General features: G+C 42.7%; 7 protein-coding genes. All 7 read left to right on the top strand.

Annotated features, from left to right (window positions below):
- The first annotated feature begins 135 nt into the window (after positions 1–135).
- The 7 genes from MKX35_RS05405 (at position 136) to MKX35_RS05435 (ending at position 13,759) form a co-directional block, all read left to right on the top strand.
- On the top strand, positions 136–477 hold the full coding sequence (locus MKX35_RS05405; RefSeq protein WP_042131350.1) for a hypothetical protein: 342 nt from the start codon (positions 136–138) through the stop codon (positions 475–477).
- A 793-nt stretch (positions 478–1,270) separates the two neighbouring features.
- Positions 1,271–3,967 (top strand): Ig-like domain-containing protein, encoded by a 2,697-nt coding sequence (locus MKX35_RS05410; protein WP_179086619.1) that lies wholly within the window; start codon positions 1,271–1,273, stop codon positions 3,965–3,967.
- Positions 3,968–4,054: 87 nt separating this feature from the next.
- Positions 4,055–4,591, top strand: a complete 537-nt coding sequence (locus MKX35_RS05415) for a hypothetical protein (RefSeq protein WP_076285661.1) — start codon at positions 4,055–4,057, stop codon at positions 4,589–4,591.
- 153 nt (positions 4,592–4,744) lie between these two features.
- Entirely contained in the window at positions 4,745–5,011 is a 267-nt protein-coding gene (locus MKX35_RS05420) for an alpha/beta-type small acid-soluble spore protein (protein ID WP_076285662.1), read from the top strand.
- A gap of 342 nt (positions 5,012–5,353) precedes the next feature.
- Positions 5,354–6,556 (top strand): methionine adenosyltransferase, encoded by a 1,203-nt coding sequence (gene metK, locus MKX35_RS05425; protein ID WP_042192431.1) that lies wholly within the window; start codon positions 5,354–5,356, stop codon positions 6,554–6,556.
- A 201-nt stretch (positions 6,557–6,757) separates the two neighbouring features.
- Positions 6,758–10,798 (top strand): Ig-like domain-containing protein, encoded by a 4,041-nt coding sequence (locus MKX35_RS05430; protein ID WP_076297909.1) that lies wholly within the window; start codon positions 6,758–6,760, stop codon positions 10,796–10,798.
- Between the two features lie 228 nt (positions 10,799–11,026).
- Complete coding sequence (locus tag MKX35_RS05435) at positions 11,027–13,759, top strand: stalk domain-containing protein (protein WP_081382657.1); 2,733 nt, start codon at positions 11,027–11,029, stop codon at positions 13,757–13,759.
- Positions 13,760–13,763 lie beyond the last annotated feature (4 nt).

Here is a 13,763-nt window from a genome sequence, read left to right on the forward strand (position 1 = left end):
AACCAATTTTACAGTTGTATAATAGTCAACTCAGAGAAAAGTGTAAACTTACCAGAGACATATATTTTGTATTCTGCTTCGATTTACGATACAATAACTTAGAAAATATTATTTTCTGAAAGGTGAAAGCCAACCATGAAACCGATTTTAGCAAAAGCACAGTTGGATTACATGAAAGCCAAGAATATGTTTGAGAATAGAGCAAAAGTGTTGGAGAAGGAAATCGCGGCTAAACGGGCGCTACAGGAAATTACACAAGAGGTCATGGAGGAACTTGTGCAGGCTACAGGATTCCATGATTCATACAACGAGCTTGTTGTGGCTGAGAATGCCCTGATCGAATGGTCTCATACTACAATCAAACATGAGAAGAGCTACCGCGAGAATCGCGCAGCTATTGATGCAATGTATGACAATGTAAACTCAAGTCCTGAAAAGCGTCAGGAATTGATCCAATTATCTATGAAGATTCGTTAGACCCTACTGTAATAGAAGCAAGCGCCGGCAACGGCGCTTTTTTGTTGCGTTCAGCATCATGATGCTGTCTTTAAAGTGGATCTCCGAATGGTGACGGTAAGTAGTGGTCATTAGCTTACGAATCATCAAAGTAATGAACCAGGAGGCTAACCAAGAAAGAACATATTTGATTGAACCTATAAACGAAGGTTTTTAGGTTATAGCTTTAAGAGCTGAAGCTCAGAAGGGGAGCCGCTATATAATCAGCCTACGGTGAATGTGAGTAATCAGGTCTTTCCGCCCCGTTATACTCAAATTTTGTAGGAATGTTTAAATAAATAGCACTAGTGTTAATGATACTTAGTAAATATTGCATAATGACGTTTAGAAAACGACTATGGTATACTATTTTCCGTAGCAACCCATGATTAACAATAGTTAGTAGAACATACATATGTATCTTCTATTGGGATTGTGCCGGAAAACAAAAAAAGAAAAGATTTTTTTGAGAAACCGCAACTTTTCCAAATCTTCTGCGTTTAAGGTGTAGAGTCATTTACACAGGCAGTTGAAATTAACCAGTGGTAAAGCGATTTTAACAAAATGGAAAAATTAGCTTTACGTGACTTGAGGCACATTGTATAATACTTAGGTATAATTAGGAATCTAGTATTGTCATGTCCTGATCATTGTTTACCAGTTTCTGTGATACCCGTCACAGACATTATTTATACTTAATTTGCTCAACTCTGGAAAGGGGGTGCATCGGCTAATGAGTGACACGAGCTACTCAACTAAAGAAAAATCTCAGTTTATGAACGTCCAAGGAGGAGAAAAAAAGGTTATGAAGAAAATTTTATCCGTAGCATTATCTACAGCAATGGCATTCTCGATGTTTGCCTCTGTAGCGTTTGGTGACGCAGCAGCAACTCCGCAACAAAAATTTGACGCTTTGGCAGCAAAAGGTATTCTCAATGGGTACCCAGATGGTCAAGCTCACCTTGAAAAAGATCTTACTCGCGCTGAATTCGCGAAGATCGTTACTAAATTGTTCGATCTTACTGAAGTAACTAACAAATTGTCTTACAAAGACAAAGGTTACAACGCTAAGAACTGGGCAGTTCCTTACATCGAAGCTGTTACTGCAGCTAACTTGATGCAAGGTAAAGATACTGTTAAAGGTATCTTCGACTACAACGGTAAAGTAACAGTTGAAGAAGTAGCGGCTGTATTGTTCCGCGCTTTGAAACTTGAAACACCAGCAACTAGCGACAACACTGCATCAGCATGGGCTAAAGGTTATGCTCAAGCGGTAATCAATGCTGGTCTGATCGCTAAAGACACTAACTTCAAAGCTAACGCTAGCCGTTCTTTGGTAGTTGAAACAGCTTATGCTGTTGATCAATTGAAAGCAGCTCCTACTGTAGCTTCTGCTGAAGCAACTAGCCCTACTAGCGTAGTTGTAACTTTCTCTGACAAAACTACTACTACTGTAACTTTGACTACTGCACTTGTAGAAGGCGTTGAAACTTCAATTTCCTTCAAACACAACAACCACGACTACACAACTAAAGTAACTTTGGCTGCTCCTAAGGTTCTTTCCGTAGAAGCTCCAAACGCTAAACAAGTTGTTGTTAAATTCAACCGTGCAATCAGTGCTGATTCTGTAATTGAAGACGGCAAATTGGTTGCTGACACTGTTAAAGTTGTTCCTGTAAGTGGAACTGCTGTAACTGTTGCTGGTTCAGCTGCAAGTTTGAACGAAGCTGGTACTGAGTTGACTATCACTTTGGATAAAGTTGATACTGACTATCTGAAAGGTCAATACACTGTAGTAGTAAGCGACGCTGTTCTAACTTCTGCTGGAACTAAAGTTGCTTCTTACACTACTTTGTTGACTGTTGCTGATACAGTAGCTCCTACAGTTAAGGCTATCAATGCCGTAGCTAAAGATTCTACTAAAGAAGTATTCGTACAATTTAGCGAGCCAGTAAAACAATACAGCTTTACTGCTACTGTTAACGGTGCTACTGTATCTGTATCAAGAGAATCTGCTGATACATTTAAATTGACTACAAATACTGCACTGAAAACTGGTACAGCTAATGATGTAGTGCTTAACAAAGTTACTGACTTTGCTGGTAACGTTGCAAGCTCACTTAAAACTAGTGTAACTGTAGTAGCTGATACTGCTGCTCCAACGATCGTTAGCGTAACTCCAGAGAGCGATCAATATGTAAAAGTTAAATTTAACAAAAAAGTTAACGCTGCATCCTTCAAGGGTAATGTTTCCTTGTTGAAAGCTGACGGTGACAAAGTTGGTAACATGAACGTTATTACAACTGACGATGGCGACACAATTAAACTACAAGTACCTAGTGGTTTTAACTTCCCATCATCTGGAACTTTCACTGGTACATTGTCATTCGCAGCATCTGTACGTGATACATTGGGTAACACTCTTGGATCTACTGTGACTCAAGCAGTTACTTTTGTTAAAGACACTACTAAACCAACTGTAGTATCTGCTACTTATGGTACTAGTGGTCTTGTACTGACTTTCAGCGAAGATGTAGTACTTGCAACTGGATCTGTTAGCATCATTGATGAATCCACTGGTGCTGTTACTGGTCCAGCGATTACTCAAGCTGATATGACTGTAAAAGGTGCAAAAGTAACCGTTAAGACTAACAGTACTTTGAGCGGAGACTACACAGTTCGTTTGACTGCTGGCTTGGTGAAGGATAAAGCAAGAACAGCTAATGTTTCTGACGCAGCAACTGTTGCTCTTACAGCTGAAAAAATCAACACTAACGATGACAAGAGACCTACTGTTACTTCTGTAGTTTATACAGCTGGTTCTTCAGAAGCTGGATACCACCAATTTACAGTTACAGCTACTGATAACGTTGGTTTGAATGTAGCTTCACTTCGTGATGCTAGCAGCTATGTCCTGAACGGTGCTGCTCTACCTTCTGGTTCTTACGCTGTTGTTGATCCAACTAAGGTTGTAGGTACTGCTACTAAACCAACATCTGCTGAAGTGAAAGTATTCATTCCAGTAGGCGGAATTACAGAAACTAAAGATTACACATTCAAAGTTGTTGGCATCTCTGATGCAGCTGGCAACGGAATGGAAAATACTGCTTCGGCTTCGGTAGTTCATAAGCTTATGAACACAACTGCTCCTAAATTGACTGAAGCAGCTATTAACAGCAATTCCGCTTACCTGACATTGACTTTCTCAAACAAAATTAAAACTGCTTTTGATGCAGACTTTGATGTTGTTGTAGGAGTAGATGGTAAAGAGCCAGTAAAAGCAGTTGTAACTGCAACTGTTGGTTCTGGTAGCGAAGAAGGTAAAGTATTGTTGAAAATCAGTGCTCACGGTAAAGAAATCACTGATTTGAACACTGTTGATTCCCTCACAGTTGAAGTTAAGACTGGTGCTACATCCGTAGACGGTGATGGACTTAAACTTGTTAGTGGTAACAAACAAACTGTAAGATAATTAGCTTCCTTTCGAAGCAAGAATAGCCTCTTCGGAGGCTATTCTTTTTTTATAGGCATTTATCCCCACTCATGAGGAGGAACTTCATTGAAATCGGTATGGAAAGTAACAACAGCTGCTGTATTACTGGCTGGTGGTGTATGGGCTGGATCACTGTTGAATGTTACTGCTGAAGGTGCAGGTGTTGGTTCGCAGCCTGGAACAGCAGATGACCCTGTGGTTACCAAAAGCTATGTTGATCAGCAAATTCAGAAAGCACTTACAGGTGGTACAGGTACAGCTCCAGTAGCTACAGCTACTCCGAGTCCAAGCTCAGCTCCAACAGCTACAACAAACCCGACTACTAGCAGTAATGAATCCGTAATTGTCGATGTAAAACCAGGACAAACCTTAATTGCTTCCGCAGGCGCTGAATTTATCGTTCGTGCGGGTAAAGCGGTTATCTACTCTCAGGATGCAAATGGTGTTGCTGATTTAACGGATGGTAAAGACCTTGCCAATGGAGTAGCTGCACCGACTAACCATTTATTATCTTTCCCTCGTGATGGTCGTGGTATTACTGTGCAATCAGGACAAACTCTTGGCCTTGTTGTCATGGTTCGTGGTGGATATACACTAAAATAATTTGTAATAATATATATTCATAATGCCCGTAAAAGTACTTAATCATACATGCAAACTGATTTCCAAAGTTACAAATCATTGGCGCGATTGAAGAGTAGCTGTTGGACGCACAATATTCCTGTAATCTTACAAATTCACAGGAGGTGCTGTAACATGGCACGTAACAATCGTACAGTGGTACCGGAAAGCCGGGCAATGCTGAAGCAAATGCAATATGAAATTGCAGCTGAATTTGGTTTATATGGAGCGCATTATGGAGGCGGAGCAGACACAGAGTTTGCTTCTGAATTAGGAGCAATCGGAGGTAGTGGTTCTGGCCGTAGCCAGTATCTTGGACATCTTAGTTCGAGAGATAATGGCTCTGTTGGTGGAGAAATCACGAAGAGACTCATTAAGCAAGCCGAACAGTCTCTTCTTTAATAATATCAGGCTGAAGGAATTCTTATTAATCCTATCTGATATTTCTTTTTAATACTGTGGAATCAATATTTATACTGTGATGGAGGGGCTTCGGAGTAATTGACACCACCTCCCAAATAAGATAATATGACTTTTGAGGAAAGCCTTAGACCTTTTCCATATGGGAAAGGTTCATTTTTTTGAAGAGTTTAGTGAATATAAACATGAAATACTGCAATCATCCTTCATAAAAAGAACAGGCCCCTGAGTTTCTTTGTTTTATATTTTTTTATTAATTTGGCCTGTGATTATTAAGGAACTCCTTATACAGTGTCAGACTAACCATAAGGGAGGTTGTTATACTTGTCTATTAAAGGGCGTCATTTGTTTACTTCTGAGTCCGTGACGGAAGGGCATCCGGATAAAATCTGTGACCAGATTTCCGATGCGGTATTGGATGCATTTTTAGCTAATGATCCAAATGCACGTGTAGCCTGCGAAGTAGCAGTAGCAACTGGTCTTGTTTTGGTGATCGGGGAAATCAGTACCAAATCTGAGTATGTAGATATTCCTGCCATCGTACGCAATACCATTAAAGAAATTGGCTACACACGTGCAAAATATGGTTTTGATTATAATACCTGTGCAGTTTTGAGCTCACTTAATGAACAGTCAGCTGATATTGCTCAAGGTGTAAACTCTGCTCTCGAGCACCGTGATCCAGCACAATTGGCTGAAGAAACAGCAAATATTGGTGCGGGTGATCAAGGCTTAATGTTCGGTTTTGCTACGAATGAGACACCTGAACTGATGCCGCTACCGATCGCTTTATCTCACCGTATTGCTCGTCGCTTATCTGAAGTTCGTAAGAACGGAACTTTGGAATATTTGCGTCCTGACGGGAAGACACAAGTTACGATCGAGTATCAAGATGAGAAGCCTGTACGCGTGGATGCTATCGTAGTATCTACACAGCATGCGGAAGAAATTTCTCTTGAACAAATTCAGGCAGATATTAAAGAGCATGTAATTATGCCGGTTGTTCCTGCGGAACTGCTCGATGCTGAAACTAAGTATTTTATTAACCCAACAGGACGATTTGTAATTGGTGGTCCTCAAGGGGATGCTGGTCTGACTGGACGAAAGATTATCGTTGATACGTATGGCGGATATGCTCGTCACGGCGGCGGCGCATTTTCTGGTAAGGATCCAACTAAAGTGGACCGTTCTGCGGCTTATGCTGCTCGTTATGTGGCGAAGAATCTTGTTGCTGCGGGTCTAGCTGATAAATGTGAGATCCAGCTTGCTTATGCCATTGGTGTGGCTACTCCTGTCTCAATTAATGTGGATACATACGGAACAGGTAAGATCAGTGAGGAAAAGATGGTTCAACTGATCAGCAACAACTTTGATCTTCGCCCTGCGGGTATTATCTCAATGCTTGATTTGCGTAAACCAATCTATAGACAGACTGCAGCATACGGCCATTTTGGACGGACTGATGTAGATCTTCCTTGGGAACGCGTAGATAAAGCGGAATTACTCAGAGGTCAAGCAGGATTGTAGTTAATTATATGTTCTTATAATTCGTTAAGCCCGCAAGTTGGCACTTAGTGTCAGCTCTGCGGGCTATTTTTATGTAATGGACAGAATTAGGATTGATTCTAATCATAGAGAAGTAGACTACTAAACTTTGTAAGCCCTTTAACCGAAATATAAGAATATACATAAAGACGTTAGTATGGTTTGAGAGGAGTCTATCACGGCATGAAAAGAAAAATTTCAATATGGACGGCAATTTTTCTAGCAGGAGAACTGGTACTTGGAGCAGGGTATCCTTCTATCGGAATTGGAATATCGGCAGTACATGCTGCAGCGGAATTTGGCATTAGTGTGTCGCCAGCACCTGGAGCAACCTATGTAAATATCGGGTCATCTCTTAAATTAAGCTTTGATCGTCAAGTAAACCCACAGGCTGGAGAAATTACCATCACGGGTCAGGGTGATAGTGCACCTTTTGTAACGATTCCTATTGGTAGTTATGGTTTAATTGGTAGTTCAAAAGATTACGAGCTTAAGTTAGGTCCAAACCAACAATTGACTCCGAATAAGGCATACACGGTCACAATTCCCAAAGGATTGTTCAAAGATAACGAGGGTAATGAATCAGGACTTACTTCATGGGCATTTATCACCGCTCCAGAGAGTAATACGGCTATCACGGCAGGCAACTTTTCACCGGCTAGTAATACAAGAGTAGATGCCGGGAGTTTAAAGGAGCTTAGTCTGACACTAAATAAGCAGCTGTTAAAAGGTGGGGGCTCTATCCGAATCCTGTCCTCAGCAGATAATACAACAGTGCAAGAGTTCAGAATAAAGGATGATGACACTAGAGTTAACGTTCTGACTGATGCTAACTCTACTACAGTTAAATTAACGCTAGAGAAAGCATTGGCAGCCGGAGGGAATTACTATGTTCTTATTGATGCCTACGCTTTTAAGGATGTTGATAATAGAACGTTCTCTGGTATTTCTAGCGGCAATGTATGGAGTTTCTCTACAAAAGGTGTAGCTGAAATTCCCATGACTCCATCCCCGGCTAACGGTGCAGGCGGTATATCTACCACAGGAGCGCTACAGCTCACTTTTGACCGTCCTATGATGCCTGCATCAGGTGTAATTACGGTGTCCCCAGGGGCAGCTAACGATGCTAGAACAAGATGGCTTAATGTGAACTCCCCAGCCGTTACTGGAGGAAGCAGCAGAACCATAACATTGAATCCAGCGTCATCAGCCTCACCGCTGCTAAACGGCACACAATATACAGTTACGATCCCCCAGGGTGCTTTTTATGATCAAGATGGAAATGTATTTCCTGCCTCGGGCCCGTACACTTGGACCTTCACAACGGTATCTTTGACTGGACTTGGCGTAAGTGCTTTGAATCCATCTGATCGAAGTGAATCTATTGCTAACAACAGATCCTTTTCGATCGCTTTTAATCGGGATGTGAATTATAACGGTGCAGTGGCCAATGGTGTGGCTCTATATAAAAGCGGAGGATCTCAGGTGCCGGTTAACGTTACCCGGAGTACCACAACAGCTAAAGAATTTATAATCACACCTTCTGTAGCGTTAGATAGTGATTCAACTTATTACATTGATATCGCTAAAGGGGCTTTTGTAGACGCAAGTGATGCTAACGTTCTATATGACGGGTTAAGTGGTAAAAATTCATGGAGCTTCAAGACCTTGTCTCTGGATAAAGCAGCTCCACAGCTCACATCAGCACAGCTTGAGAATAATCGAACCATTCGTCTGAAATATAATGAGTCTCTCAATTCATCCATAGCGCTGTTAACCTCAAGCTTTGGAGTTACGGTGAACGATGAGAATCGAGCGATTGAAAGTGTTTATATTCAGGGAGACAGTGCCTACTTGGTGCTGAGTACAGGAGTAGCCGTTGGGCAGATTGTAAAGGTCAGCTATAATGGCGGACTGCGGACGATTCAGGATCCAAGCGGAAATGCAGCGAGCACTTTTAGCTCTAAACAGATCACGAACTCTATTGAGTCCTCCATGCCGACACCTAAAGATGGGCGAATCACGGGGAGATCTGTAGTATTAAATTTTAACGACACACTAAAATCGGTTTCCTATTACGCTCATAACCAGTTCTCAGTGACTGCAGATGGAAGCTCACTTGGGGTTAACTCGATCAGTTCCAGTGGCAATACAGTATATTTAACATTGGGCAGTGAAGCATCGAATGGACAGAACGTTCGGGTGTCCTACTATGCAGGTTCGTATCCTTTGCTGAATTCTTATGGTCAAAATATTGCGGACTTTACTGATTTCAATATCCGTAACAGTAACGATACGATTGCGCCAGTGTTTCAAAGTGCAACCGGAGGCGGCACTAAAATCATTTTGAATTATAATGAAGGCTTATCTACAACCAATCTCCCACTGAATAGCCAATTCTCTGTGTTAGTGGGCAGCACGCCTAATTATGTAACTAATGTATCGGTCAGCGGCACTCAGGTCACTTTGACGCTTCAGACAGCGCTGACGGTGAATCAGAATGTGACTATATCTTATGTGCCGGGTTCTGCCGGGGTGAGCGATTTGAATGGAAACCGAGCGGCGTATATTAACCTGCAGCCTGTATCTATCTCAGAAAACAGCGGCACTACTATACCTGAGATTAATTCAGCGACCGTTTCAGGTGACGAGTTAACAGTTACTTTTGCAAAGAATATGCAGGCATCCGGTTCACTCTACGCGAATCAGTTTGGAGTTCGAGCAGATGGCAGCAGTTTGGGAGTGCAATCCTACTATATCTCAGGCAATATTCTGAAAATAACTTTATCCTCGGTTGTGAAGACCGGTCAAACAGTGGACCTGTCCTATATGTCTGGTACCGGAACGATTAAGGATTTGAGTGGGAATACACTATCCTCATTCTCAGCTTTATCAGTTCAGAATCTAACTGGCGTGACCACTGGATCTGGAAATCGTCCATCCTACCTAGGAACACTTGCAACGAGTGAGTTTGGAAAAGAGTATGCACTATTAAAGAGCGATTCCTCGCAAATTGTGGATGACCGTTCTGTATATAATCAATCGGTAAAAAGATATACTTTAAACGCAGATCGAATAGCTGCCAGTTATGAATATCTGTATAAGATGAATAATGATGTATTGGCTTTTGAGGTTCCTTCCACGGAGCAAGCAGCTTTTGTAACTGCTCCGCTAAAACCATTACTAGACGCGGTGAACCGTAATAAAAATACTAAGTTCATGATTCGTCATGGAGACAACCTATTTAGCGTAGGGCTCGATGATATTGATATGAATGGGCTGGCGAGCAGCCTAATCTCGGATAGTAAAAATATCTCGCTCGTGTTCCGCTTGGATAAAGTTCCAGCAGGTACATTTACACCTTTTGAGCAAAAGCTACAGACGATGGGTATGCGAACTATTACTAGTCTTATGGATGTCCGGGTGACGGCGATCGTTAGCGGTAATTATTCGAATGCCAAGGCACTGACAGTACCGGGAGAATATACCGTACGTACTACTTCTTCATTAAATAGTGCGCAGACATCTGCGGCCAGATTGGACCTTTCCTACTACGATGCAGCTTATTTACCTACAAAAATCAGTACGGTTGGCAACTATACGGTTATTCGTGCTCGTACCGCTGGTAATCAGATTTTAGGGACTTTCTTATCCACCCGAGCTTTCACGGATATGGGTAAGCATTGGAGTAATGCAATCGTAGCTGAGCTTAACGCAAAGAATATTATTGATAGCAGCTACGGTAGTGCGTTTAATCCGGAGAAAAAAATTACCCGTGCTGAGTTTGCTATTATGCTCAGTCGAGGTCTAGGTTTGCTAGGAGACCGTGAGACCGCACAACGTTTCCGGGATGTGCAGCCTTCCACACAAACTGGAGATTACATTGGTGCAGCGGCTAAAGCTGGAATTATCACAGGGAATACGGATGGTACCTTCCGTCCGAATGATAATATAACACGCGAGCAGATGGCGATCATGATGATCCGTGCGATGGAATATACCAATCATCCTATTACACTAAGCGGTACTTCTGCCTCAACACTTGCAAAATTCAAGGATAAGGCAAAGATTCAGAATCAAAGTGCGGAGTTCGTCGCAAAGGCAGTACAATCAGGGATTATTTTGGGCATGACAGTAAGTGAATTCGGGCCCCAAGGCAATGCCACCCGTGCTCAAGCTGCCGTGATGTTACAACGGATGCTGAAACAGACTGATTTCTTGTGAACAACTCTTATAAATAACCAAACAATTGGTAAAGCCCGGCAATTATGCCGGGCTTTTTTTGTCGTCTAATTATGACAGCTTTGACTCTATAAAGCTTGGAATCTCTCAATTTCGCAACTTTTTGGCTTATTTTCAGTCTATTAAAAGAGTACTAGAAAAATAGGAACCAGTTTCCAGACTTTGATATGGACTGAAAGAGTACAAAAGAGATGGGAGAGTTACGTTGAAATGAATGAAGTTTTCATGGAGAAGAAGAGTAACGAGGTTGTACGGGGAATAAGATTATCTTCCACTAAAAAGTGGATTGCTGCTTCATTGGCTGGTGTGTTATGGATTATGCCGGTAATTGGCAGTGAAGGTATGATGCTGTTTGGTCAGGGATCTGCACCAATCGCAGCTGCAGCCACAGCTCCTTTTAAAGTAAGTAAGCTGGGAGAAGAAGTGATTACTTCGGGCGCCATTATGATGAAATATAAATATACTACTACACGTTCTGGGGCGAGTGCTTCTGGGCTTGCGGACGTCATTCGTGTGGATCTTAACAATCCATATGTTTCTTTAGATGTGATGACTGGTAAAGGCGGAAACCTGACTACGCGGCAAAGTACTGGCGGGATGGCCAAGGAAACAGGAGCCGTGGCCGCAGTAAATGGCGATTATTTTAATACAGGTGGAGAGGGTGCTCCGATCGGTGGACAAGTATCAGGTGGAGTACTGGTGTCTACCCCTTCACAATTGGATGGAATGTATGCCTTTGCAGTGACAAAAGACCGCAAACCTATTATTGACGAGTACAGCTTCGAGGGGATGGTAACCGCGCCAGATGGCGCACAGTTTGAGATCTCCGGTATCAATAAAGGTGCTTATAGCCCTGAAGGCGGAAGCTCGACTTATAGTCATGCTAATGCTATGTATATCTACACAGATGTATGGACTGCACTGGACCGCCCTAAAAATAGCTCCACCACTCCAACAGAGGTACTTGTTGAGAATGGTGTAGTTACTCAAATTTCAGAAAATGCTGCACTCCCTATGGCGGTACCAAAGGGAGCTTATATTTTGCGGGCACATGGCTTAGCCGCACGATATGTTACTGCCCATTTGACGGTAGGACAACCTGTAACAAGTGTGTACTCTCTGAAATCTAAGACTACACAGCAATCGCTAGATCCTGCGAATCTGCAAACCATGATTGGCGGACATACGATTCTAGTAAATAACGGAAAAGCAGCAACGTTCTCTCGTTCTACTAACAGCATTGGAGGCTATCGTGCACGCACGGCTTTAGGATATTCTCAAGACGGACGTTATGTATATATCATAGCTACTGAGAAAAATGGCAATAGTTCAGGGATGTCTCTAACCGAATTGCAATCATTCATGACCAATATTGGAGTCTGGAAAGGTCTTAATCTCGATGGAGGCGGCTCTACAACGATGGTAGACCGGCCCCTCGGTGAAACCTCTACTACACTCACTTTTAATACAGAGTATGGCACAGAGCAACGCAGTATCGTTAACGGGCTTGGTGTCTACACTAACGCACCGCAAGGTGAAGTCAAAGGAATCAAAATTAGCGGAAGTTCCGCACTGCTGGTTGGACAAAAGGCAACATATTCTTTAAAGGGTTATGACACTTACTACAACCCTATTGATGTAGCAGCAGGTAATCCTACATGGGTATCAAGCGGCGGAAGCGCAACGGTAAGTGCAGGTGAAGTAACGGCAGTGAAGCCAGGTACCGTTACCTTAACGGCTAAAAGCGGTTCTGCAAGCGCCTCTACAACTGTTACAGTTCTGGGTGGTAATGATCTATCCAGTATGAGTGTAGGTGCAGCTACAGCGCCACTGACAGCCGGAACTACTGTGTCTGTCCCTGTTACAGCGGCAACGAAGAGTGGAACAACTATCAATGTTCCGGATTCAGCACTGAAGTGGGAGTTTGTAGGCTTTAAGGGAGCCGTGAAAGATGGCAAGCTTACTGTAAACGCCGTTGATGCAGGGGTTACTACAGGTTATGCTATTGCCCGTTATGATGGATTTAGTGCAGTGGTTGTATTATCAACAACAGCAGCTACAACATGGGAAGATTTCGAGAAGGTAAGCTATCCAATCGACTTTACTACCAATGTTCCAGCGGTACAGGGTACTGCAACGATAGTGGATGGAACGGCTGAAAGAGTAGGCTCCAAGGTGCTGTCACTCAGTTATGATATGACGGCTGGCAGCGGCAAAATGTATGCTTATGCTCAGCTTAATGGTACAAGCGGCAAAACAGTTCCAGCGCTTGCAACTTCGATGTCGGTTGATGTGATGGGCGATATGAGCTTGAATTGGCTGCGTGCTGAATTTGTAGACAACAGTGGAGCTACAGCTTATGTGGATCTTGCGAAGATCATCGATTGGAATGGTTGGAAGAACATTAACATTGACTTGTCAGGCTCAGGCATTAAATTCCCAGCAACGCTGAAGAGACTCTATGTTGTCAACGTAGAGGAAGGCCAAGATGAACGGGCGAAGACGGGTACAGTTGCCGTTGATAATATCAAGTTTACAATGCCATCGCTTTCTAGTGATGCAGGCTTACCGAAAGGTACGGCTTCCATGAGCATTGGTTCAAAAGCAATGACCGTAAACGGAACAAAGAAAGCTATTGATGTAGCTCCAATTGTAAAAGACGGTAGTACTTATGTGCCAATTCGGTATGTCCTTGATGCTTTCGGAGGCAGCGCTACTTGGGATCAGGTGAATAAGAAGATCATGGTATTACGCGGAGCCAAGGCACTGGATCTTACCGTAAATAAAAAAGAATATCTGCTGAACGGCAAACGTCAAAGTGCTGAAGTAGCACCAATCATTTTACAAGGTAGGACTTTAGTACCGTTAAGACTAGTTTCTGAACAGCTAGGATTAACTGTAAAATGGGAACAGAAAACGAAGACCGTAACTATCGAATCGTGATATG

The sequence above is a fragment of the Paenibacillus sp. FSL R5-0923 genome, assembly GCF_038009145.1.
In the GTDB taxonomy this organism is placed as follows: Bacteria; Bacillota; Bacilli; order Paenibacillales; family Paenibacillaceae; genus Paenibacillus_AQ.

What these genes read in the sequence shown, in the direction of transcription:
- MKX35_RS05405 (WP_042131350.1), top strand. Translation starts at nt 136, where the DNA reads ATGAAACCGATTTTAGCAAAAGCACAGTTGGATTACATGAAAGCCAAG.
- MKX35_RS05410 (WP_179086619.1), top strand. Translation starts at nt 1,271, where the DNA reads ATGAACGTCCAAGGAGGAGAAAAAAAGGTTATGAAGAAAATTTTATCC.
- MKX35_RS05420 (WP_076285662.1), top strand. Translation starts at nt 4,745, where the DNA reads ATGGCACGTAACAATCGTACAGTGGTACCGGAAAGCCGGGCAATGCTG.
- MKX35_RS05430 (WP_076297909.1), top strand. Translation starts at nt 6,758, where the DNA reads ATGAAAAGAAAAATTTCAATATGGACGGCAATTTTTCTAGCAGGAGAA.
- MKX35_RS05435 (WP_081382657.1), top strand. Translation starts at nt 11,027, where the DNA reads ATGAATGAAGTTTTCATGGAGAAGAAGAGTAACGAGGTTGTACGGGGA.